General features: G+C 65.4%; 20 protein-coding genes and 1 riboswitch. Of the genes, 4 read left to right on the forward strand and 16 right to left on the reverse strand.

Annotated features, from left to right (window positions below):
* Positions 1 to 37: 37 nt before the first annotated feature.
* Positions 38 to 2,407, reverse strand: a complete 2,370-nt coding sequence (gene metE, locus JDV75_RS05985; protein WP_198738303.1) for a 5-methyltetrahydropteroyltriglutamate--homocysteine S-methyltransferase — start codon at positions 2,405 to 2,407, stop codon at positions 38 to 40.
* Between the two features lie 407 nt (positions 2,408 to 2,814).
* On the opposite strand from metE, the gene JDV75_RS05990 reads away from it, so the two are divergent.
* Positions 2,815 to 3,819 carry a sortase family protein gene (locus JDV75_RS05990; protein WP_198738304.1) on the forward strand — a complete coding sequence of 335 codons (1,005 nt, stop codon included), beginning with the start codon at positions 2,815 to 2,817 and terminating at the stop codon, positions 3,817 to 3,819.
* Between the two features lie 96 nt (positions 3,820 to 3,915).
* On the opposite strand, the gene JDV75_RS05995 is transcribed toward JDV75_RS05990, so the two are convergent.
* The 13 genes from JDV75_RS05995 to ctaC all read right to left on the reverse strand — a co-directional run bounded on the left by JDV75_RS05995 (position 3,916) and on the right by ctaC (position 18,500).
* Entirely contained in the window at positions 3,916 to 4,272 is a 357-nt protein-coding gene (locus JDV75_RS05995; protein WP_198738305.1) for a zinc ribbon domain-containing protein YjdM, read from the reverse strand.
* A 52-nt stretch (positions 4,273 to 4,324) separates the two neighbouring features.
* The gene (locus tag JDV75_RS06000; protein WP_248095310.1) at positions 4,325 to 5,737 is read right to left on the reverse strand and encodes an LssY C-terminal domain-containing protein; all 1,413 of its coding nucleotides are present in this window, start codon (positions 5,735 to 5,737) and stop codon (positions 4,325 to 4,327) included.
* Positions 5,738 to 5,742: 5 nt separating this feature from the next.
* Positions 5,743 to 6,492, reverse strand: a complete 750-nt coding sequence (locus JDV75_RS06005) for a lysophospholipid acyltransferase family protein (protein WP_198738307.1) — start codon at positions 6,490 to 6,492, stop codon at positions 5,743 to 5,745.
* Between the two features lie 102 nt (positions 6,493 to 6,594).
* Positions 6,595 to 7,557, reverse strand: a complete 963-nt coding sequence (locus JDV75_RS06010; protein ID WP_198738308.1) for an ROK family protein — start codon at positions 7,555 to 7,557, stop codon at positions 6,595 to 6,597.
* Between the two features lie 96 nt (positions 7,558 to 7,653).
* Positions 7,654 to 8,796: a glycosyltransferase family 4 protein gene (locus JDV75_RS06015; protein ID WP_198738309.1), complete on the reverse strand. Its 1,143-nt coding sequence runs from the start codon at positions 8,794 to 8,796 to the stop codon at positions 7,654 to 7,656.
* A 16-nt stretch (positions 8,797 to 8,812) separates the two neighbouring features.
* Positions 8,813 to 9,877, reverse strand: a complete 1,065-nt coding sequence (locus JDV75_RS06020; protein ID WP_418884386.1) for a C40 family peptidase — start codon at positions 9,875 to 9,877, stop codon at positions 8,813 to 8,815.
* A 229-nt stretch (positions 9,878 to 10,106) separates the two neighbouring features.
* Positions 10,107 to 10,727: an NlpC/P60 family protein gene (locus tag JDV75_RS06025; protein WP_198738310.1), complete on the reverse strand. Its 621-nt coding sequence runs from the start codon at positions 10,725 to 10,727 to the stop codon at positions 10,107 to 10,109.
* A 15-nt stretch (positions 10,728 to 10,742) separates the two neighbouring features.
* Positions 10,743 to 10,914, reverse strand: a riboswitch (cyclic di-AMP (ydaO/yuaA leader).
* 831 nt (positions 10,915 to 11,745) lie between these two features.
* Positions 11,746 to 13,377: a cytochrome bc1 complex cytochrome b subunit gene (gene qcrB, locus JDV75_RS06030; RefSeq protein WP_198738311.1), complete on the reverse strand. Its 1,632-nt coding sequence runs from the start codon at positions 13,375 to 13,377 to the stop codon at positions 11,746 to 11,748.
* Positions 13,374 to 14,579, reverse strand: coding sequence for a cytochrome bc1 complex Rieske iron-sulfur subunit (qcrA, locus tag JDV75_RS06035; protein WP_198738312.1), 1,206 nt, complete (start codon positions 14,577 to 14,579; stop codon positions 13,374 to 13,376). The genes qcrB and qcrA overlap by 4 nt, the downstream gene beginning before the upstream one ends.
* Entirely contained in the window at positions 14,576 to 15,466 is an 891-nt protein-coding gene (gene qcrC, locus JDV75_RS06040) for a cytochrome bc1 complex diheme cytochrome c subunit (protein ID WP_198738313.1), read from the reverse strand. Before qcrC ends, qcrA begins: the two co-directional genes overlap by 4 nt.
* Positions 15,467 to 15,558: 92 nt before the next feature.
* Complete coding sequence (ctaE, locus tag JDV75_RS06045) at positions 15,559 to 16,173, reverse strand: aa3-type cytochrome oxidase subunit III (RefSeq protein ID WP_198738314.1); 615 nt, start codon at positions 16,171 to 16,173, stop codon at positions 15,559 to 15,561.
* Between the two features lie 742 nt (positions 16,174 to 16,915).
* Positions 16,916 to 17,347 carry an aa3-type cytochrome oxidase subunit IV gene (ctaF, locus tag JDV75_RS06050; protein ID WP_198738315.1) on the reverse strand — a complete coding sequence of 144 codons (432 nt, stop codon included), beginning with the start codon at positions 17,345 to 17,347 and terminating at the stop codon, positions 16,916 to 16,918.
* Positions 17,348 to 17,363: 16 nt separating this feature from the next.
* Positions 17,364 to 18,500, reverse strand: a complete 1,137-nt coding sequence (gene ctaC, locus JDV75_RS06055; RefSeq protein ID WP_198738316.1) for an aa3-type cytochrome oxidase subunit II — start codon at positions 18,498 to 18,500, stop codon at positions 17,364 to 17,366.
* Between the two features lie 518 nt (positions 18,501 to 19,018).
* On the opposite strand from ctaC, the gene asnB reads away from it, so the two are divergent.
* On the forward strand, positions 19,019 to 20,941 hold the full coding sequence (gene asnB, locus JDV75_RS06060; protein ID WP_198738479.1) for an asparagine synthase (glutamine-hydrolyzing): 1,923 nt from the start codon (positions 19,019 to 19,021) through the stop codon (positions 20,939 to 20,941).
* Between the two features lie 29 nt (positions 20,942 to 20,970).
* Here the strand turns inward: asnB and JDV75_RS06065 are convergent, their stop codons facing one another.
* Both JDV75_RS06065 and JDV75_RS06070 read right to left on the reverse strand, forming a co-directional pair.
* Positions 20,971 to 21,519, reverse strand: coding sequence for a hypothetical protein (locus JDV75_RS06065; RefSeq protein ID WP_198738317.1), 549 nt, complete (start codon positions 21,517 to 21,519; stop codon positions 20,971 to 20,973).
* A 203-nt stretch (positions 21,520 to 21,722) separates the two neighbouring features.
* Positions 21,723 to 22,067 (reverse strand): HesB/IscA family protein, encoded by a 345-nt coding sequence (locus JDV75_RS06070; protein ID WP_198736308.1) that lies wholly within the window; start codon positions 22,065 to 22,067, stop codon positions 21,723 to 21,725.
* Between the two features lie 246 nt (positions 22,068 to 22,313).
* Here JDV75_RS06070 and JDV75_RS06075 point away from each other — a divergent pair, with 246 nt between their 5' ends.
* A complete protein-coding gene (locus tag JDV75_RS06075) occupies positions 22,314 to 23,045 on the forward strand; it encodes a DUF3043 domain-containing protein (protein ID WP_198738318.1) in 732 nt (243 codons plus the stop codon).
* Positions 23,046 to 23,062: 17 nt separating this feature from the next.
* Entirely contained in the window at positions 23,063 to 23,590 is a 528-nt protein-coding gene (locus tag JDV75_RS06080; protein WP_198738319.1) for a bifunctional adenosylcobinamide kinase/adenosylcobinamide-phosphate guanylyltransferase, read from the forward strand.
* Positions 23,591 to 23,616 lie beyond the last annotated feature (26 nt).

Genomic DNA, 23,616 nt, shown 5'->3' on the forward strand with positions numbered 1-23,616 from the left:
GCCGCGGGGGTCTGTTCGGGTGGGTACCGCCCGTGGATCAGACGGCGGAGCGGGCGTTCTTCGCCGCGGCGACGAGAACCTCGATGCTCGCGGTCGTCTCGGGCCAGGCGCGGGTCTTCAGGCCGCAGTCCGGGTTGACCCAGAGCTGCCGGGGATCGACGGAATCGAGGGCTGCGGCGAGCAGCTCGTCTACCTCGCCCCGGTCGGGGACGCGCGGTGAGTGGATGTCCCAGACACCAGGGCCGACGCCGGCGTGGAAACCGGAGTCCTTCAGCGCGGAGAGCACCTGCATGCCGTTGCGTGCGGCCTCGATGGAGGTGACGTCGGCGTTGAGGTCGCTGACGGTACCGATGAGCTCGTTGAACTCCGAGTAGCACATGTGGGTGTGGATCTGGACGTCCGCTGCGATACCCGAGGTCGCCAGACGGAAGGATCCGACGGCCCAGCGGAGGTAGTCGGCCTGCTGCTCGGCCTTCAGCGGGAGAAGCTCGCGGATGGCGGGCTCGTCGACCTGGATGATCTTCGCGCCGGCTTCGACGAGATCGTCGATCTCGTCCCGCAGCGCGAGGGCCACCTGGTCGGCGGTCTCGCCGAGCGGCTGGTCGTCGCGGACGAAGGACCATGCGAGCATGGTGACCGGACCGGTCAGCATGCCCTTGACGGGCTTGTCGGTGAGGTCCTGCGCGACGCGGAACCAGTCGACGGTCATCGGGTTGGGCCGGGTGACGTCGCCGAAGAGGATCGGCGGGCGGACGCAGCGGGAACCGTAGGACTGGACCCACGCGAGGTCCGTGGAGTGGTAGCCCTCGAGCTGCTCGGAGAAGTACTGCACCATGTCGTTGCGCTCGGGCTCACCGTGGACCAGGACGTCGAGCCCCAGTTCCTCCTGCCGGCGGATGACGTCGGCGATCTCGTCCTTCATCGCCTGGGTGTACTGCTCGTCGGTGAGTTCGCCCTTCTTGTGGGCCGCGCGTGCGCGCCGGATCTCGGTCGTCTGGGGGAACGAACCGATGGTGGTGGTGGGCAGCGGCGGCAGGCCGAGTGCCTCGCGCTGGGCGGCTACACGGGTGTCGTAGTCGTCGCGGTCACGGTCGACGTCCGTGACGGCCGCGGTGCGGGAGCGCAGCTGCTCATTGTGTGTGCGGGCGGATCCGCGGCGGGAGGCGACGGCCTTGGCGGACTCCTCGACCGTCGCGCGGTCGGCGTCGTCGTCCGCGCCGGTCAGGGTGCGGGCCAGGAGGGCGACCTCGGCGGCCTTCTCCGCACCGAAGGCGAGCCACGAGCGCAGCTCGGCATCGCCGTCGAGGGAGGTCTCCTGGGCGAGGGAGTAGGGGACGTGGAGCAGGGAGCTGGAGGTGGACACGGCGACGGGGCCGCGGGCTTTCAGGGCCTTCAGGGTGTCCAGCGCGGCGCTGAGGTCTGTACGCCAGATGTTGCGGCCGTCGACGACACCGGCGACGAGCAGCTCCTCGCCCTTCCAGGACGGGAGGAGTTCCGCGTCCGGGGTGGCGGTGGCGTCGGACCGACGCTCGTCGGTGCGACCGGTGACGAGGTCGACGCCGATGGCTGCGACGCCGGTTCCGGTGAGGGTGCGAACGGCGACATCGCCGTCACCGAAGTAGGTCTGGACCAGCAGCTCGGGGGTGCCGGGAGCTGCGGCCGCGGCGGCGGCGAGGCGCTCGTAGGCGGCGCGGGTGCGGGCGAGCAGTTCCTCACGGCGGGCGGCATCGCCCGCGATGTCGGTGACCAGCCAGGGCTCGTCGAACTGGATCCAGGAGACGCCCTCCTCGCCGAGGCGAGCGATGAGGGTGACGTAGGCCTCGGTGACCGTGTCCAGGTGGTCCAACGCGTCGGAACCGTCGGTGGTGCGCGCGAGCGCCAGGTAGGTCAGCGGACCGACGACCACGGGGCGAACCGGGAACCCACCCGCGGTCAGTTCCTTCACGTCGGCGACGAACGCAGAGTCGTTGAGTTCGAACCGGGTGTCCGCGGCCAGTTCGGGGACGATGTAGTGGTAGTTGGTGTCGAACCACTTGGTCATGGCCGACGCGGGAAGCTCTGCGGTTCCGCGCGCCGCGGCGAAGTAGCGGTCGATGTAGGCCGGTAGATCGTCGCCGTCACCGGTGCTCTCGTGGTCCGCGATGTCGCGGACCCGGGCGGGGAGCACGCCGAGCAGCGCCGAGGTGTCCAGGATCTGGTCGTAGAAGCTGCGTCCGATGGTGGGGACGGAGTCGAGACCGGCGGCGACGAGGTCCGCCGCGGAGTTCCGGGCCAGAACACGGGCGGTCTCCGCGAGATCGGCGCCTGTCGAGGAGTCGCGCCAGTAGGTTTCCAGTGCCTTCTTCAGCTCGCGCTTCGGTCCGATGCGGGGCACACCTGCGACGGTGGCGGTAATCGAGTTGCTCATGATGGGTGGAGGGTCCTTTGTGTTCGTCTGGAACAGATGAGATGTTCGACCGCCGGGGCGGCCCGTGGTGGCCTGCGGCCGTGAATCTAAGCCAATACTAGACCGCTTTGTCTGTCAAGCGGAACCGTTCCCCCGTCCCCTGACCGGCGCCGCGGCAACCTCCGGCAGCCACGAGGGATGCACCGACAAAACGCCGTTCAACAGCACAGACAATCTTCCGGTCGAGTTCCCTGACCGCAGCTCTGCAGCGATCGACCGCTCCCCCATGACAACCACCCCCGGGAACGGCGGCACCCCCTGCAGGACACACTGTGCGACGGACCGGTCTGTCTAACAGTCACCGTACTGCCACACGGGCGATTCCCGGCACTGGTGGATACGCGTCGCGCCTGCGTATCATGGGCGTCATGAACGCAGCCCCCGCCGGCACCCGCCCCCGTCTCCGCACTGCACTCTCCGTGCTCGCGGTGGTGATCCTCATCATCGCAACCATCGCACTGGTGTCCACGAACACCACCGGGTCACCCCGGGACGAAGCAGACGTGCCGTCACCGGCAGTGACCACATCCGCACTCCCGTCCACGGGCATCACCCCGTCGCAGACACCGTCTCCCACCGCGGAAACAACCCCGGACGCAGGTGCCCCGGAAACCGGGGTGCCTGCGTCCGGCATCCCGATCCCGGTGTCACCGGTTCCCGGGGCAACCCCCGATACCGCCGCCGACTCCGGCGGGCGGGACACGGTGGCTGCGGAGAACACACGACAGGCGGCTCCGGCGGTGGCCGAACCGGTCGCGCTCCCGCTACCCGCCCCGCCGCACATCCCCACGCCCGCTGCCATCGGAAACGTCACCGGGCACAGTCCCAACAGCGGTCCGGCCCCCGGCGCGAACGGTCTGTTCCGGATGACCGGGCCGGCACCGGTCAACAGCGCCGACTACGGCCCGATGGCTTATGTCCTGCCGCTGAATCCTCCGGGACCGCAGAACAGCATGGTCCGGTGGGTCGAGGGGATGGGGGTATCCCCGACCGCCGCCGAACAGGGCACCGTCTACATCCTCGGACACGCCTGGGCGCAGCAGTGGCTCGTATTCAACGGATTCTCTGAACTCGCCACGCGGTCCGTGAACCTCGGCGCGCCACCGCAGCACGTACCCGCCTACGGCGGCGGAACGGTCCGACGCTGGTCCACGCCGGTGCTCAACGGTTCCCGGATCACCATGTCCGATGCCGGCGGGAGACAGCGGGAGTGGGCGGTGGACAACACCTGGCTCGTCCCGAAGACGGAGGCGATCAATGACGTCGAGCTCAACTCGACGAACATTCCCGGTCGCATCATCCTCATCGCCTGCGCCGTCGGCGATGGCCGCGACCTCGACTACAACGTGATCGTCTCCGGGCATCTGGTCTGACGCCCACCGAAACCAACGGCGGCATCGGAGCGAAGTGGATCTGTGTCCTCTCCCCCGGTGCCGCCATCAGGTGAGCTGTCGGCATTCCCCCTCAGGCTACGCTTTTCGAACCACCGATGACTTGAGCTGCATCGCACCGAATCCCTCGATCCGGCAGTCGATGTCGTGGTCACCCACGCCGTCCACCAACCGGATCCCCTTCACCTTCGTCCCGGCCTTGATCGGCTGAGTGGAGCCCTTCACCTTCATCGTCTTGATGACGGTGACGGTGTCCCCGTCGTGCAACGGGTTACCGACGGAATCGACGATCACCTTGGGCGAACCGTCCTCCGCCGCCGACTCCGGATCACCCGGCGCCCACTCATGGGCGCATTCGGGGCAGATGACCAGGGCATCCAGCGGATAGGTGTACTCACAGGTGCACTCGGGGCACGGGGGTGTGGTGTCAGTCATGACGTCCATCCAACCACGTCAGACGGAAACCTCCCCCATCGCCTCGTCTGCGTCAATCCGCGTCCGTACGCCGGAAATCCCGGGCCAGCGGCTGGTGGCCGCTCATCCGGGTGCTCCACACGCGTGCCGCATCGCCGGACAGGGCGAGCAGCAGCACGATGTTCGCCCCGACGGCCGTCATTGCGCCGAGCCCGTTGAACTGATCACCGGCGAACTCGATGATGGTGCCGTCCGCCACAAGGTTGAACAGTGCGAAACCCAGCAGCCAGATCCTGGCTGCACCGCTTCCCCGCCAGGTGCGCCAGGCGCAGAAGAGCAGACCCAGATAGCTGATCCCGCGGAGAACCTGGAGGGTGGCTCCCGTTCCTACCCCGGCGTCGCCTATGAACTGTTCCAGCGTCTGCACATCGACGATGATGTCGGCGATGACCCCCACGACGGCCAGCAGCACCCCGGCGACGACGGACATCGGCCGTTTCGTCCCGGTGTCCCCCCGGTGGTGTCCGGGCAGATCCGGATCGGGCCCCGCCGCGGCACCGGCCGCCGGATCACCGATGTCCGGGTAACCCCGGGCCGCACGCAGCACGGCGGAAGGAAGTTCATCGTATGTGAACTCCGACGTGTGAGCGGTGAGATCCACGACGGGGAGATCACCGTCCGTGCGTACCTCGTCACCACCTCCGTTGCGGGAGTGGTAGCCGGTGGAGAACTTCTCGATCACCCGGTGCCGGATCTTGTGGTCCGCGCTCTCCAGCGATCTCACGATGTAGTCACGCTCGACGTCGATGTCGGCGTCGATCTTGTGCGTTATCTGCAACGTGAACAGCGAGAGCCCCACGGCCCGGTCGTAGGTTCCGGCGGCGACCCACTGCGCCCGGATCCCGCCGGGCAGGTACCAGCCGTCGGGACACCGCCAGAACCGCACGTGGTGTCGTTGCGAAGCGTTTCCGTCGACCTCCTGCTGGTAGGCGAGGCACTGTTTCCGCCCGAACACCAGGAGTGGGCTGACCGGTGCATGGGGATAGCTGCTCCGGAACACGGCCGAGCGGATGATGCCCAGGGTGCTGCGGGGTGTGATGTCGTCGGCGAGAATCCACCCGGCTCTGGTCATGGCGGAGTGGATCTCCCGGGCGCTGCCGTCCAGAGCGAGATTGATCGGGTCCCCCAGGAGGCCGTCTGACGTCCGTGCCCGGCCGATGAAGTAGTCCGGGACGTAGACCGCCGTCAACAGGCTGTGGATGCGCGGCAGAACCAGGTAGGCGACGATGCCCCAGAACGGGAGCAGCAGAAGGAGATGAAGTATGCGGGTGTTGAACGACGCGCGGAAGATGTCGATCGCCAGCACGACGGCGGCGAGGGTGGCGACGATGAAGAAGAAGACGTCGATCGCTCGCCCGGAGTGTGTAACCCAGGTGGGGCCGGTGCGGATCTTTCCGGGAGACTTCTCCGCGGAAGAGTCCCTCACCCCGGTCACCTGGACCGGTTGTAGACGGGTTGGATGCCCTCGGGGTACCCGTGCCCCTCCGCCAGCGACTGCTTGACGTCTGCGGCGTAGTGGTCGACGTACTCGTTGCCCGTCATCTCGACGAGGACCTCGATGATCCGGTCGGTCAACGCCCGCGCAGCCTCGTAGCTGCCCTCCTCGAGACCTCGCGAAGTGATGAATTCCACCGGATCGATGGGGGGCCCGATGTGCATCGCCACCTTCACGGGGCGCGGTATCCAGGTCCCGATCGGGTTCGCCCGCCGGGTGCCGAACATGGCGACGGGAATCACCGGGGCTCCGGTGGCCAGGGCCATCCGGGCGACTCCGGTCTTTCCCCGGTAGATCCGACCATCCGGCGAGCGGGTTCCCTCCGGGTAGATTCCCAGGACCTTTCCCTCACGGACGAGCTTGATGCCGGTCTCGATGGCCGAACGCGCGGCATCGCCCGAACTCCGGTCTATCGGAACCTGACCGACGGAAAGGAAGAAGGCGCGCTGCAGCTTCCCGATGGTTCCCTTGCCGGTGAAGTACTCCTGTTTGGCGAGAAACGTGACCCGGCGGGGAATGAGGAGCGGAAGGAAGAACGAGTCCATGACGGACTGGTGGTTGGACGCCATGATGGCCCCTCCAGAAGCGGGGACGTTCTCGACGCCCCGGACCTCGGGGCGGTTGTAGACCCGCAGGAACGGCCCGATCGCCACCTGCTTGAAAAGCCAGTACCACTTGATCTTCATGGCGTCACACGCTCCTTAGACGAGTTGAATCGGCTCCCGGTCGCCGACCGTATCGGCCCGCGCTCCGGATGCGACTGGTACTCCCCGAACCCCACCTGCCCGTCAACCGGCACGACGGGCGAGGTCCGCCACGCCGATCATACCTGCGTCGGCGCCCAGCTCCGCCGTGGCCAGCCGGGCCACCGGACGGTGTCCGGACCCGACGATGGATTCGGTGAACTGCACGCGGGCCTCGTCCAGCCACAGATCCGAGTCGACCGACACCCCGCCTCCGATCACGATGAGCTCCGGGTCCAGGACGTCCGCGACGACGCTGAGTCCCTGCCCCAACCAGCCGGTGTAGTCGGACACCGCAGCCGTCGCGACGGGATCCCCACCCCTGGCAGCGGCCATGATGGCGCGCCCGGTGAGTTCCCCCCCTCCGTTCTCCCGGTATGCGGCGGAGAGCCCGTAGGTCCCGTCGGCCCCCCGATCGATGATCTCCCTGGCGGTGTCGACGAGCGCGGTCCCGGAACAGTAGCGTTCGAGGCACCCGGATTTACCGCAGGAGCACGGTCGCCCGTCCCGGACGACCGTCAGGTGCCCGAACTCGGGGGCTGTTCCGTAGGCGCCCCGGTAGATCCTGCCGTCTATCATGAGCGCACCACCGATTCCGGTCCCCACCGCGAACAGGACCCAGACCCGGGCCCCGCGAGCGGCGCCGAAGCGGTACTCACCCCACGCCGCGGCGTTCGCGTCGTGTTCCAGGGTCACCGGGATGCCGAGCTGCTCCTGCAGGGTGTCCCGGACAGGTGCGTCCCGCCACGGCAGGTGCGGGGCGAAGCGGACTGTGGTGCACTCGGGATCGAGGAAACCGGCGACGGCGAGCCCGACGGCCCCTACCTCATGTCTGCGGGCATGGTGGGCGACTATCTCCGCGACCGCGGATTCGAGTTCATCTGCCGTGGTCGGAGTGGGGACCTGCGCGGAGTCGACGATGCGGCCCGTGGCGTCCACCGCAGCACCCCGGAGGTTGGTCCCACCGATATCGAAACCGACGGTGACCGAACCCGATGGGAGTGGCATGTGCGCACCTTGCTTCTTTGACGTCCTGATCAACAACCTGGCCATTATATCGGGAGGAAACCGAAACTCCCCACTTGTACCCCGGGCGCCCGACCTCTAAATCGATGCAGTTCCGGATAGCACGTTGCGCAGCCGCGCAGCCATGGTGTCCCAGGTCCAGTTGCCGAGGACGTGCCTTCTACCTGCTTGTCCCATTCGTTCCCGGAGCTCGGCGTCGTCGAGCAGCCGGATCAACGAGTTCGAGAGGGCGTCGGTGTCGCGCCCTCCGACGACGATTCCGGTGTCCGGGGTCACCGTCTCCGGTGCGCCGCCGGAATCACCGGCGATGACCGGCACACCACTCGCCTGTGCCTCGAGGTAGACGATTCCGAGGCCCTCGACGTCGAGACCGCGGCCACGGGTCCGGCACGGCATCGCGAACACATCGGCGGCGGCGAGAAGCTGCCGCATTTCCGCGAATCCCAGCTTTCCCACCAACCGGACGTTGCCCGCGATATCGTCCCCGATCATCGAGGTGAGTTTGCGGCGGTAGCTCCCCTCCCCAACCATGAGCAGGTGTGCGTCGGGGTGGCGGGACAGGACCATGGGCATCGCACGGATGAGCTGGTCCTGGCCCTTCCGCGGGACCAGTCGGGAGATGCAGACTATCAGCGGTGCGGTCGCGGGAACGCTGAACCGGCGTCGCGTCTCCAGATGCTCCTGGGCCGATGCGGGGTTGAACAGCGTGGTGTCGACCCCGGAGGGCAGTGGACTGAAGGTGACGTTGCCCCCGAAGGCCCGCCGGAACCTGCCCAGGGTGTACTCGGAGATGTAGGTGATGTGGTCGCAGTGCTCACCGATCCTGCGGAGAGCGGACCGGGCACCCGGAATCATCGACCAGCCGACCTCGTGCCCGTGAGTCGAGGCCACGATTCTCCGCGCACCTGCGCGGCGCGCGGCCGGCGCCATCAGCGCGAGCGGTGCGGCCGCCCCGAACCAGACGGTCTCTATGTTCTCCGCACGGATGATACGTTCCATCTCGCGGGCCGTGGCCGGGGTGGGGAGCATGATCCTGCGATCCCACCGGTACACCCGGTACCGGACCCCGGCGTCGTGCTCCGCTGCGGCGGCACGATCCTGGGTGGATGCGAATACGACCGTGTCCGCGGGATCCAGCGTGTCGACGTAGTCCCTGAGATAGGACTGGATGCCACCCAGCGTCGGCGGAAAGTCGTTGGTTACCAGTAGCGTCCGCGTCATGGACGGTGGACCCGGCTCAGTACCGGCGCGCGCCGGCGTAGGGCATGGAGTCCATGGGAACCACCTGCACCGGAATCCCGTAGTCGGAGGCGTGGATGACCATCCCGTCACCGGCGTAGATTCCCACGTGTGTCGCTCCCGGGTAGTACCCGATGACATCCCCCGGCTGCAGCTGGTCCCGGCTCACCGGAACACCACCGGCCATCTGCGCCTGGGAGGTTCTCGGGAGGTGCTTGCCCTGTTGGGCGTAGGCCCAGACGACCAGACCCGAGCAGTCGAAGGCGTTGGGGCCGGTGGCACCCCACACGTACGGCGCCCCGATCTTCGTCATCGCCTGCTCGAGGGCGGACATGCCGGAGGGATTCAACCCCATGATCCCGTCCAGCGAGTGGTCCACGGGGCCGTTCTTGTTGATCCACGCGAGCTTCTCGGCGGCGGACATGTTCTCGACGCGGTCACGGATCCGGGCGGTGCGCTTGTCCAGCTCCTCGCGCTCCTTCTCGAGCTTCTCCCTGCGTACGCGGAGGTCCCCGGCCTGGAATTCCGCCTGGGCCTGGGCGCGGGACACCGCACCACGGGCCTCACCGGCCCGGGCGCGGGCCTCCTCCAGCGACCGGAGGGAATCGGAGTAGCGGCGGGACAGGGCGTTCATGTACGCGGAGCGGTCGATCGCCTCCTGGGGGCCGGTCGCATCGATGAGCATCGTCAGCGGATCGACGGTCACCCCCCGATAACGGGACTGGGCGATGCGGTTCACCTCCGCGCGCGCGTCCTCGACCTCGCGGTCGGCCGAATCCGCCCGTTCCTGCGCCTCCGCGGCGCGCCCCCTGAGGTCGTCAAGTTCGCGTTCCCGGTCGGCCAGCTGCTCCTCGAGAGCCTTGACCTCCTCCGTGTGCTCCTCAGCCTCATGGGAGAGTCGGTCAAGCTCGTCGATCAGGGATCCGAGATCCCCGGTACCGGGGGCGGCCATCGGTGCATCCGTCGGGTCCGCTACCGCGGGCGCGACCGGTGAGAGTGACATGCTGAGCGCGGTGATACCTGCGAGTACCAGCTGCTGGCGACGGAAGCGGGAGAACTGCACGGAATATTCACCTTCGGGGAGTGCGGGCGAGGAGCTGCGGATCGTCGGGACGATCGGCACCTACAAACTATAGAACGAGGAACGGTGTCGAGGAAACGGGCCAACCTTTGAAAACGCCCGGAAAACCGTAGGTTGTGACAGGTGTTTCTGATGTTTCGTCTCTTTGACCGAAAGAAGGCCGCCATCCGGGCGATTCCCGGATGGCGGCCTCAGAAGATCCTGCGCGGTATCAGTAGCGGACCGCCGAGTGGAAGGGCATGTAGTCCATGGAGGTCTCGGACAGCGGGGTGCCCGACTGGATCGCGTGGATGACCGTTCCGTGACCCGAGTAGATGCCCACGTGGGATGCACCCGAGTAGAAGGCGATGATGTCGCCGGCCTGGAGATTGTTGAAGGAGACCGGGGTTCCGCCGGCGGCCTGGGCATAGGAGGTGCGGGGGATGTGCTTGCCGACCTGGGCGTAGGCCCAGGAGGTCAGACCGGAGCAGTCGAAGGCGTTCGGGCCGGTGGCACCCCAGACGTACGGGGAGCCGATCTTGGAACGGGCGGCTTCGACGACACGCTGGCCTTCGGCGGCCGGCTGCGCGATAGGGGCCGCGGCAATGGCCGAGTAGTCCGCCTGCGCGGCCTGGCCCGCGAGCGAGGGAACCCACTCGGAGATGCCGGGCACCGCTGCGATGTTGGGAACGTTCTCGAGCCCGGCAACCTCGAAGGAGAGGTCGGTGTTCGGGATGTTGACCTGCGCGGCCTGCGCCGGTGCCGCCAGTGCGGCGGTGGCGCCAAAAGTGACGACGGACGCTACTGCTGTGCGCTGGACCGTCTTGTTACTACGGCGGCTGTGCTTACCCACGAATGAATCTCCAAATCTTCCAGTGTTGTGTACCTGCCGGGTTAGCTGTCGGGTTCGGAAGCGGAAGGCTCCTACCCCACTCCACGGACGCCACGTGTTACGGCGGCCGTTCTCGTGCGGGACTCACCCCAGAAAGCTCGGCTGTCGGGTCCCCGGCTCGCGGTGTCGATCACGGACGGCGGTTCCGTCCTCGACCGAGAGTGCGAAAAGGTTCAGTTTTCGGTTCTCATTGGCGGTGCTCCCGGGAATTCCCCTTCGCCTGCCGCAATGTCTCGATCAGATTACGAAACGGATAACAACATGTCCACTCACAAGGCGAAACACGGGTTGTTATCGGTCCGTTATCGTTTCTACATCGTTCCTGAACCGATTCACACCACCAACATCCTTCACAGGCACCACCACCCACAGTTCGCCAGAAAAAGCCGTTGACCTGCAGATTCCCTCAGTCGGGGGCGGAAAGCCCGAGGTCCCACGTCACCGGCGACCCACGAAACAAAACTGCCGATATTAAATAATGTGTTCCTGGTCACAGTTTCCGCGTGCGCTGTCAATTCCGCCGAAACGGGCACGACCAGACGCCGTCCTCCGGAGCACATGCGCACGACGCGACAACGCCACTGCGCGGAGCCCGCTCCCGATCGCGGCCACGCCGAACACCGCTCGAGATTCCGAATGCAGCCGTTCCAGGACTGCCGGACCCGTTCCGCCACCGTGCACCTGATCCGAACGGCGGGAAGGAGCGGGTCCAACGGCGGTTCCCTGTTACCTCTATACCCACGTGTGCGGGCTTCCGTGGACACCGGGGCCGCCACCGCGACGGATTCCATCCGAGCCCGTGTTCTATCGTGGATCCTCACGTTCTCCCACCGGCGCCCGGCCGCGATCCACCGTCAAGAACACCGTATGTCGTTCTCGGGCGGACCGCCGGATCGTTACACCGGATCGACATCCTGAATGCGCGGAACCCCGCTGCCCGGTCGGGCAACGGGGTTCCGGGAAGGGCCGGAGAGAACCGTCAGTTCTCGAAACCGCGGGCCTTGTCCTCCGCACGGATCGAGTCCTGCAGACGACGGAACATCTCGGTTTCCTCGTGGTGGTTCGCCTCCTCGATCTCCCGGGCCTTGGCCGCGAGATCCTCGGGGTCCGCCTTGAAGAACCCGCCACGGCCGGGCTGGCCGCCGTAACCGAGCTCGTTCATCTGCTTCGGCACCTTGGCACCGGCGTACTCGAGCGGGATCGGATGTCCGTGCTCGTCCACCGGGCCGAGGGGCTGATGCACCTCGATGAACGCTCCGTTGGGCATCTGGTTGATGATACCGGTCTCGATACCGTGCTCCAGGACCTCGCGGTCGGACCGCTGCAGGCCGATGCACAGCCGGTAGGTGAGGAAGTACGCCAACGGGGGCAGGACAACCAGACCGATACGACCGATCCACGTCATCGCGTTCAACGAGATATTGAAGTGCAGGGCGAAGAGGTCGTTACCACCCGACAGCGTCAGCAGGAAGTAGAACACCATCGCCATGACGCCGATGGAGGTGCGCACCGGCACGTCGCGGGGACGCTGCAGGAGATTGTGGTGGGCGTCGTCGCCGGTGATCTTCTTCTCGATGAACGGGTAGGTGAAGAGCAGCGCCACGAGGATACCGAGCATGACCGCCACCCAGAAGACGGCGGGGATGGTGTGGTTACCGAAGTAGAGCTCCCACGCCGGCATGACGCGGGCCGCACCGTCCGTCCACAGCATGTAGATGTCGGGCTGAGAACCGGCGGAAACCTGCGAGGGGTTGTAGGGGCCGAGATTCCAGATCGCGTTGATCTGGGTGACACCGGCCAGCAGAGCCAGAAGACCGAAGGTGATGAGACCGAAGGCCACGGACTTCACGGCGAACACCGGCAGAATCCGGACACCGACCACGTTGTTCTCCGCGCGGCCCGGTCCGGGGAACTGGGTGTGCTTCTGGAACCAGACCAGGGCGAGGTGCGCAGCGATCAGCGCGAGGAGGATGCCTGGGATGAGCAGCACGTGGGCGATGTAGAAGCGGTCGAGCATCAGATCGGAGGGGAAGTCTCCACCGAAGATGAGCCAGTGCATCCACGTACCCACGACGGGCAGCGAGATCACGATCGCGGACATGATCCGGAGACCGACGCCGGAGAGCAGATCGTCCGGGAGCGAGTATCCGAAGAAGCCCTCGGCCACCGAGAGGAGCAGCAGGATGCAGCCGATGATCCAGTTCGCCTCACGCGGGCGCCGGAACGCGCCGGTGAAGAAGATGCGCATCATGTGGACCATGATGGACACGGCGAACATCAGGGCGGCCCAGTGGTGCAGCTGCCGGATGAACAGGCCGCCCCGGACCTCGAAGGAGATGTTCAGTGCGGTTTCGTAGGCGCGGGACATCTCCATGCCGCGGAGCGGTGCATAGGTGCCGTCGTAGATCACCTTGGTGATCGACGGGTCGAAGAAGAGGGTGAGGTAGATGCCCGACATCAGCAGGATCACGAAGCTGTACAGCGCGATCTCACCGAGGAGGAAGGACCAGTGCGTCGGGAAGACCTTGTTGATCTGGGTGCGCATGACACCCGAGATCGTCAGCCTTGAATCGAGGTTGTCGGCTACTTGGGCCATTTTCTTGTTACTCATGAGCGACGCTCCCAGAAGGCCGGACCAACCGGCTCGATGAAGTTGCCAGCCGCGACGAGGTAGCCCTCATCGTCAACGGTGATCGGCAGCTGAGGCAGTGCCCGGGCGGCGGGGCCGAACACCGGCTTACCGTACTGCAGAGCGTCGAACTGCGACTGGTGGCACGGACAGAGAATGCGGTTGGTCTGCTGTTCGTACAGCGAGGTGGGACAACCGATGTGGGTACAGATCTTGGAGTACGCGTAGTAGTCACCGTAGTGGAAGGCCTCCTGGCCGGCGCGCTGGACGGCACGGGCGGCGTCCGCACTGCGGAGCCGGATGAGCATGACCGGGTTACGGGGCCCGTGGATCGAGTGCATCTGCTCCTCGTACACGTCCAGCTTCGGATCGTAGGAGTCACCGTCGTTGACGTAGTGGACCGGGAGCGGGTAGACCGTCTCCATGCCGCCTGCCTGCATGTCCTCGGGACGCATCCGCACCAGGCGGGTGACACCCTGGGTGGACATGTGACCGTCGTGCTCCTCGGCGATCGCACCGGTGTCCCGGCCGAGGTAGAGCTTCTCGCCGTGGTCGAAGAGCGTCCAACCGGAGGTCCACAGGGTTCCGTCACCCTGAATGCCGAGCGGGCCCTTCTTCCAGGGGTTCTTGATCATCCCGCCGAGCGGGACGAACATGGCGATACCTGCGAGAACCGCGCTACCGCCCATGATCCCCATGAGCACCTTCCGGCGACCGAGGGTCGAGGTCTCCCAAGAGTCATTCAGCAGCGCGACGATCGTCTTCCGGTCGACCTCGTCAGAGGGGCCGTCGTGACGTCGCTGTACCGCGACCTCCTCCGGGATGAACCGTTTGACGAACTCGACCGCACCGAATCCGAGGGAGAGCACGGAGAGTCCGAGGGTCAGACCGACCAGCGGGGTGTAGAGCGAGTAGACCCACAGGCCGTCCTGGCCCAGGTACTTGTACTCCCACGGCCACGCGATGTAGATGATGATGCAGGCGAGAGCCATGATGCCGCCGAGGGCGAACCAGAAGCCGACTGTCCGCACCGCACGCTTCTCGGCGGGATCGTTGTCGAGGGGAAAACGTTCCTTGCGGTACGCGACGGTGACGTCGTCGAGCTCGGTACCCAGGCGAGCGAGCTCCTCGTTGGACATCGCGTTGAGTTCCTGGGTCGTGTACTTTTTGTCGGTATTGCTCATGAGCGCGATCCAATCCACAGAGCGGCGGCGACGAGAACCACGATGCCGAACAGCCACATCAGGAGACCTTCAGCGACCGGTCCGACACCGCCGAGACCGTAACCACCCTGGTCGGGGGTTTCCTTGACGGACTTCAGGAAGGCGATGATGTCCTTCTTCTCGTCCGGAGAGAGCTGCCGGTCCGAGAACTTCGGCATGTTCTGGGGACCGGTGAGCATTGCCTGGTAGATCTCCTGCTCATTCGCGGGAGCCAGCGGAGGCGCGAACTTACCGGATGAGAGTGCGCCGCCCTTACCGGTGAAGTTGTGGCACGATGCGCAGTTCAGGCGGAAGAGTTCCGAGCCCCTTGCGACGTCCGCCGGGTCGATGTTCCCGTTGTAGTTCGCGCCCCGGAGGCTGTCGAGAGCGACGGAGCCGTCCTCGTTGCGGACGATTCCGGGTCCGCCGCCGTTCGCGTTGACGTATGCCGCGAGCGCGAGGGTCTGTTCCTCGTTGTACCGGGCAGGCTTGCGTTCAGCCTGGGCGTTGTTCGACATCATCGGCATCCTGCCGCTGTGGACCTGGAAGTAGACGGCGCCTTCACCGACACCGATCAGAGAGGGACCACGGCCCTTCACGCCTTGGAGGTTCGCACCGTGGCAGGTGATGCACGCGGTGTCGTAGATGTCCTTGCCCTCCTGGATCATGGACTGTTCATCCTTGGCCGCGGTGGCGGTCTGAACATCAGGTGTCAGAGCGCCGGCCAGGAGGCCGGTACCGGTCAGACCGACGGTCAGCGCGACTGCACCAGCTACGGTGCGCCGAACCTTGCGGCGGTTCTTGACCTTCTTGGCCGAGTCCGCTGCCGGAGCAGCGTTCCCGGTGGTCTGTGGGTTGGTTTCCATCATTTTCCTTATTACGTGTGCTCGGAAAGTGAAGGGCTGTAGGCCTGTGCGCGGATACCCGGGGGTGAGTCCGTGATCGCGTCGGCAGCTACGGCCTACTTAATGAAGTAAATGGTGATGAACAGCGCGATCCAGACGACGTCGACGAAGTGCCAGTAGTAGGACACCACCATCGCCGCGGTCGCCTGGGCGGGCGTGAACTTGGACTTGCTGACACGGAGGAGGACCACCACGAAGGCGAGGACACCCGCGAGAACGTGTGCCGCGTGGAATCCGGTCGTGATGTAGAAGACCGAACCGTACACGCTGCTCTGGATGGTCATTCCCTCGTGCACCGCGTGCGTGTACTCGTACATCTGACCACCGAGGAAGGTCAGACCCATGAGCGTCGAGATCGTGTACCAGATCCGAAGGCTGAATACGTCACCCCTTTCAGCGGCGAAGACGCCCCACTGCGCGGTGAACGATGAGGCCACCAGAATGGTGGTGAACACCAACGCGTACGGGACGTTGAGAAAGCTGGTCCAGTGGTCCCAGCTCTCCCCCTGGCCGTTGGCGCGAGACACGAAGTACATCGCGAACAGGCCAGCGAAGAACATCAATTCCTGCGACAGGAACACAATGGTGCCGACACTGACCATGTTGGGTCGGTTCAGTGCCGCAACACGTTGCGTTGCTGCCATTCCTGGGTTTCCTACTGCGCTCGTCACGTGAACCAGTATGGTCGGTTTTCAGGTTCAAGTCACCTCACGCCCCCCGACTCATTTAGCCCTGCACCAAAAGATGCAGGTGTCAGCGGGGTCGCCTTAAATTTCCAGAAATTTTCCCGCCCTCCGGGAACTTTAAGCCGTTTTCATCCGACGGCCGGTTTTCGCAGGTAGCAGGCCCGCACCCCCTTGACACCTCCCCCGACCCACGCCAACCACAGACCTTCCCGGGCACCCCCGACCATATTGCGGAGCGGCGTCTCAAGAATCAGGTGTGTGCCTTCTCACATTTTAGCGAGCCCTCGAGGGCGCCGTCTACAACTTTAGTTTGACCCCCGATAACCTGGCTTTTTGAGCCGGTTCGCCGCCAGAAACGGCCACCAGAGTCCATCGGGGACACCGTCGGATCAACCATTCCCAGCATGAGTTGTTTCAGCTGGCGCACTCTTCAGATCCCCCCGCCGGAAAGCCCCCGACGGTGCCGGCGGGGGCGGTCGACGAACATTCCACCGGACCCGGCCGGTGAAGGCGGGAAACGACAGCGCGACGCCGCGATCGCGAATTCGGTGGCGTCGCAACGACTCATCACGCTATTCCACCGTTCTCAGAAAAGTCCGCTCGGGGAGCCATTGCGGACACCCGTTACCGGTGGCGCCCACCCAAAAAGGTGGTGCCCCATCCGGCCGGCGGATGGGGCACCATTTTCCTCCGGAAGGCTGGAGGAACAAAAGGCTGATACTCGGTGTCAGTGCTTCTCGCGGGGAATCCCGTACTGCAGATTGAGCAGGGTGGCGAAGAGAATCAGGAGCACGGCTCCGATGGCGATGAGCCAGTAGGCCATGAACACGATCCCGTAGCCGAGCACGGCGATCGCGCAGGTCATCGCGAACGGCCAGATCGACGACGGGCTGAAGAATCCGAGCATCCCGGAGCCGTCCTCAACCTCGGCCTCCTCCCAGTCCTGCGGGAGGATGTCCATGCGGCGCTCGGTGAAGTGGAAGTAAGCCCCGAGCATGAGTGCGAGTCCCGCGGAGAGCGCGAGCCCGGTTGCGCCGGCCCACTCGAGCCCCTGGATGTTGCCGGAATCGTTGAGGTGCATGGTGGTGACGACGTAGATCACGGCCATGACCGCCATGAATACGGTGATCCCGTAGAAGATCTTGGAGGCATTCCTCATTGTTGGTCAGCTCCCTTTAGAGTGCGGTCTTGTTGAGGTCGACGGTGTTGCTGCCGGGGCTGACGGATCTGGTATCCGTGCGTCCGGGCAGGAACGGGCTGGTGCTGGTCGCGTAGGGAGCCTCACCGATGGCCTTCAGCGCCTCCGAGTTCGGTGCGTCCGGGTTGTCCATCCGGTACCTGAGGTACTCGGTGAACCGTTCCGGGGAAACGACCCGGATCTCCAGGTTCATCATCGCGTGGTAGGTACCGCACATCTCCGCGCAGCGGCCGACGAATGCGCCCTCCTCCTCAATGGCAGCGACCTGGAAGCGGCGCTCGGAGAGGTTTGCCTCCGGATGCGGGAATGCGTCGCGCTTGAACAGGAACTCCGGAATCCAGAAGGAGTGGACGACATCCGCGGAAGCGAGGTCGAACTCGATGGCGGTCTGCGACGGCAGAACCAGAACCGGAACCTCTTCGGTGGAACCGATGGTCTCGATCTTGTTGAAGTGGAGGTAGCTGAGATCCGAGGCGGGCTTGCCGTGGATCGGCCCGGCCTCCGTGGCGTGGTGGGCCTCACCCTCGGCCCCACGAGTGGTCTCGAAGCCCTCGTGCTGCTCGGCGGCCGCCTGGCGCTCCTGATCGGTGCCGTCGTACAGGCTGCCCGTCGGGGAGAGCTCGGGGGCGACCTCGCCGTACCCGAACTTCCAGTTCCACTGGAACGCGGTGACGTCGACGGTGACCTTCGGATCCTTGTCCAGGGCGGTGACCTTGTCCTGCGTCTGGACCGTGAAGAAGAAGATGGTCAGCACGATCAGGATCGGCATGACCGTGAGCACGAGCTCGACGGGCACGTTGTACCCCACCTGCTTCGGGAACTCACCCTTACCCTGCTTCTCGGCACGCTTCGCGGAGAACACGAAGAGCGAGTAGAGCATGAGACCCCACATCACCGCGCCGATGATCCAGGCCGCGACCCAGATCCAGACCCAGAAGTTACCCATGGCCGTCGCTTCGGGCGTGATTCCCTCCGGCCACCCGAACCGCAGGAGATGACCGATGGTGCCGCCGGGTGCCGCGACATCACAGCCGGTCAGTGCAAGGCTGCCCGCACCGATGGTGCCGGCGAGCATCGCCTTGCTACTGAAGCCACACTTGTTTCGCTGTTCCACGTGTGTCTGCCTTCCTGTCCACACTAGATATGTAAGGACGTCAACGCCCTTCCTAACTTCGCAGACTATCGCATCCGGCACTGGAATCCACGCCGTTCGCTGTCGCTGCACCTGCGCGATCTTCCCACGCCTGATAAAACAGTGAGGATTTTACTGCATGCGCCATGGTCAAACCCAACATGAACCCCTCTTGCTGTTAGGCAACTCACACCACCTCCATCTTGTGGCTACCCTCAAATGGGCGAATGGATCGACCCGACAGCCAGTGAGTCGTAAAACGCTTTGGAGTATCGGGTTTTCGCCACCCCCACTGTCGGGAACTCGGCAATGCCCCCGATGTCACCCCCGCACGCAGTGGTACACGGATACCCGGCAGAGCCGAGGCACTCACATCCGCACACCCGGGAGACTGCCCGAGCCACCGCGGGAACGACCCAAGTACAGTGATCCCAATGAGTCCGGTTCAGATCCGGACCGTCCCAAGTACCCGACCCCGACAGGAAGAAGGACACCCGGCAATGTGCGGTCTACTAGGAATGCTCACGTCCGGCGGTGACGCCGCGTCGTACGTGGCAGCTGTCGAGCAGGCCCTGCCCTGCATGCGGCACCGCGGCCCGGACGAGGACGGCACCTGGCACGATGATTCGGCTGTCTTCGGATTCAACCGGCTCTCGATCATCGACATCGCCCACTCCCACCAGCCCATCTCCTGGGGCCCCGAGGGCGAGCCCGACCGCTACACGATGACGTTCAACGGCGAGATCTACAACTACCTCGAACTCCGCGGGGAGCTCGAGGAGGCCGGGTACACGTTCTCCACCTCCGGGGACGGTGAACCCATCCTGGTCGGATTCCACCACTGGGGAGCCGAGGTGGTGGAACACCTGCGGGGGATGTTCGCGTTCGCGATCTGGGACACGACCGAACGGCAGCTCTTTCTCGCCAGGGATCCGTTCGGGATCAAGCCGCTCTTCTACGCGACCACGGACCGCGGAACCGTGTTCGCCAGCGAGAAGAAGTGCATCCTCGAGATGGGGCCCGCGATCGGTCTGGACCCGGCCCTGGACGACCGCGCCATCGAGCACTACGTCGATCTGCAGTACGTGCCGGAACCGGAGACACTGCACTCCGGGATCCGGCGGCTCGAGTCGGGGTGCACCGCCACCGTGTCCCCCGGTGGTGACGTCACCCAGCGTCGGTACTTCCGCCCCCGGTTCCCGGCCCGCCCCGTCACGAAGGGACGCGAGCAGGATCTGTTCGACCGGATCGCCGCGGCTCTCGAGGACTCCGTCACCAAGCACATGCGCGCCGACGTGACCGTCGGTTCCTTCCTCTCCGGTGGAATCGACTCGACCGCCATCGCCGCCCTGGCGAAGCGCCACAACCCGAATCTCCTCACCTTCACGACAGGCTTCGAACGCGACGGGTACTCCGAGGTCGATGTCGCGGCGGAGTCCGCCGAGGCGATCGGTGCGGAGCACATAGTGAAGATCGTCTCCCCGGAGGAGTACGCCGAAGCCGTCCCCAAGATCATGTGGTACCTCGACGACCCGGTCGCGGATCCGTCGCTGGTCCCCCTCTACTTCGTCGCCGCCGAAGCCAGAAAACACGTCAAGGTGGTCCTCTCGGGCGAAGGCGCGGACGAGTTGTTCGGCGGCTACACCATCTACAGGGAACCGCTGTCGCTGGCACCTTTCAACCGGATCCCGGATCCGCTCAAGAAGGCTCTGGCGATGTTCTCCCGCTCACTTCCCGAGGGAATGAAGGGGAAGTCCCTCCTCGAACGCGGAACAACGCCCATGGAGCAGCGCTACTACGGCAACGCGCGTTCCTTCAACTGGGAACAACTGCAGCGCGTACTTCCCGATGCCCGGCGCGACTGGGACCACACCGACGTGACCGCACCCATCTATGCCGAATCCGTGGACATGGACCCGGTCGCGCGGATGCAGCATCTCGATCTCTTCACCTGGATGCGCGGCGACATCCTCGTCAAGGCGGACAAGATCACCATGGCCAATTCGCTGGAACTCCGGGTCCCGTTCCTCGACCGGGAGGTGTTCGCCGTCGCCGAGACGATCCCGTATGACCTCAAGATCGCCGAGGGCACCACGAAATACGCCCTGCGCAAAGCCCTCGAACAGATCGTTCCCCCGCACGTCCTGCACCGGAGGAAGCTCGGTTTCCCCGTCCCGATGCGGCACTGGCTCGCCGGAGATGAACTCCACGACTGGGCGCTCGCGACGATCAACGAATCGGGTACGGAGCACATCTTCAACATCCCGGCGATCCGCGAGATGCTCGCGGAACACCGCAAGGGCGCATCCGACCACTCGCGCCGCCTGTGGACCGTACTGGCCTTCATGATCTGGCACGGGATCTTCGTCGAGGACCGCATCCATCCGGACATCGAGGACAGGGACTACCCCGTGGAGATCTGACGCCACGGGGCACCCCCACCGGTACCGTGCTAGGAGTACAGCCACCACCTGGTCTGGGGGGTGTACGGCACGAACCTGCGGAGCAGGAGGCTGATCGTCGCGGTCACCGTGAGACCCGCGGGGACCATGGCGACGGTCATCACCTTCGACATCTCCGTGGCGTCGACGAGCCGGACCGCGGCATAGCCGAGCAGCACGGTGAACAATGCTCCCACGGCGATCTCGTACCACGCACTGCGCACCGTCGGCAGGTGCACGGACGTGAAATCCCGCCAGAGACCGAGGATGAGGTTCCAGAACAGGGCACAGAGCAGCGTTCCGGCCAGCCAGGATGCCGGCATGATCATTTCGTCCCGGGGGAACACCCCCGGGACGATCAACACCACGAGAACGAGGAGCCCCTCGACCCGGGCGAAGTGTGGCCGCCGCCGGGGAGTGGTCGGGGTGACCCCGTCCGCCGACAGGCCCGCAACCGCGAGAGCATCGATCCGCTCCCTTTCTTCGCATCCAACGAGCTGCTCCCGGAGAGACGTCATCTTCCGGTTGAACAACTCGAGCAGACGATCCAGTGCGGACATGGCGGTGGAATCCTTCCCGGGACAGACGACCCGTACGTGCGGTCAACCAGTGGGCTGCACGCCTGCAGAGCCTAGCGGAGCCCCGGGGAATCCACCCCCGCAACACCCTGCCCGCACAGACGAGACGGCCGCTGAACCTCTGCGGTTCAGCGGCCGTCGTCTGCGGGGTGCCCCGACGCTGACGCACCGGGCTATCTTCGGCTTTAGTTGAAGGAGTCCCCGCAGGCGCAGGAACCGGATGCATTCGGATTGTCGATGGTGAATCCCTGGGACTCGATGGTGTCCGCGAAGTCGATCCGCGCACCGTTGAGGTACGGGACACTCATCTTGTCGACGACGAGGCGGACACCACCGATGACGTCGACCTTGTCGCCGTCGAGGTCACGGTCATCGAAGTAGAGCTGGTAGCGCAGGCCGGCGCAGCCACCTGGCTGCACGGCGATGCGCAGGGACAGGTCGTCGCGACCCTCCTGATCGAGCAGTGCCTTGGCCTTGGCCGCCGCGGCGTCAGTGAGGATCACACCGGTGCTTGTCTCGGGTGCGGTCATGTCGGTGTCTCTCCTTGATAAGTGGCACCCTTTGACGGGTGACGTAGAACTCGTGTGCACCACCGTACTACTGCGCCGGGCAGTGGTGCACCTACCGGGTGCCGCAGGCGTCACACGCGTGGGATTACCGGGACTTACCGGGACGGCACCGTCCGCCGGATTCCGGTTTCCGGGGGACATCGGGTGCAACGCACGGGCCCATCCCGGTATTCCCGGTCGGGAGAGGCCCCCTGTACCCTTGAGTGCGTGAAACTACCCTGGCAGAAATCCTCGAGTACCGACGCCGACGACACGACGCAGTCCGGTCCCACCGGGGCCGGTGCCGTCGACGGGCACGGCGCATCCCCGTCCGATTCCCGGGACGCTTCCCTACCGAAGGGGTATACCCCACCCAAGGGACGGCCGACGCCCAAGCGCCGGGAGGTCGAACGCGAGAAGGGGATCATCCGGGAACCTGCGGACACCCCGCAGACATTCCGCCAGATGCGCGAGCGGAAGAAGGCGCTGAAGGCGTCGATGACCAGAGAGGAATACAAGGCGTACAAGAAGCGCGAGCGCGACGAACGCGCCGCACGCAGGCACGAGGCACAGAAACACATAGACGCCGGCGATGAGCGCTACCTCCAGGACCGGGACAAGGGCGCGGAACGCCGGTTCGCCCGGGACTGGGTCGACAGCCGTCGATTCTTCAACTCCCTGTTCATGCCGGTGGCCCTCGTTCTCCTGGTGGTCATGTTCACCTCCCAGTACTACCCCGTGGTCGCCAATGTCCTGACCCTGATCGCGATGGCCGTCATCCTGATGTTCTTCATCGAGGGCGTTCTCATCGGCCGTCGGGTGAACCGGGCCACCCACGAGCGGTTCCCCGGCAGCACCGCCCCCGGATTCTCGCTCGGTTTCTACGCGTACTCCCGGTCGACACAGCCGCGGAAACTGCGCACCCCGAAACCCCGCGTCAACGTCGGCGACGACATCTAGAACCGGCACCGTACCCCGTGCGCACACTCATTCTCGGTGGGGCCCGCTCCGGCAAATCGTCCCACGCCGAGGGGCTGGTACCCGCGGACGCGACCAGGGTCTCCTACATAGCGACCGCCCGACCGTGGCCGGGCGACAACGACTTCTCGGAACGTATCCGGGAGCACACCATCCGCCGTCCCGGACACTGGAACACCATCGATGACGTGGACGCGGTCGAGGTTCTCGCGGATCCCCCGCCGGGCTGGATCATCGTCGACGACCTCGGCACATGGTTGACACACACCATCGACTCCGCGCACGCCTGGGACGCACCCCGGGGCACCGTCGGCCCGCGCTGCCGGGAACTGGTGTCCGCGGTGGCGCGCTTTCCCGCGGATTCCCGACTCATCCTCGTGTCCCCCGAAGTGGGGATGGGGGTCATCCCGGAGCACAGGTCCGCGCGCCTGTTCCGGGATGAGATCGGGAAACTCAACGGAGATCTGGCCGAGGTCTGCGAGGAAACGATCCTGGTTGTCGCCGGACGCCCGCTAGTCTTGGGATAGTTCCCGGCCGGGTATCCCGAGTAATC

Source organism: Corynebacterium meridianum, from assembly GCF_016342265.1.
Taxonomy (GTDB): Bacteria; Actinomycetota; Actinomycetes; order Mycobacteriales; family Mycobacteriaceae; genus Corynebacterium; species Corynebacterium meridianum.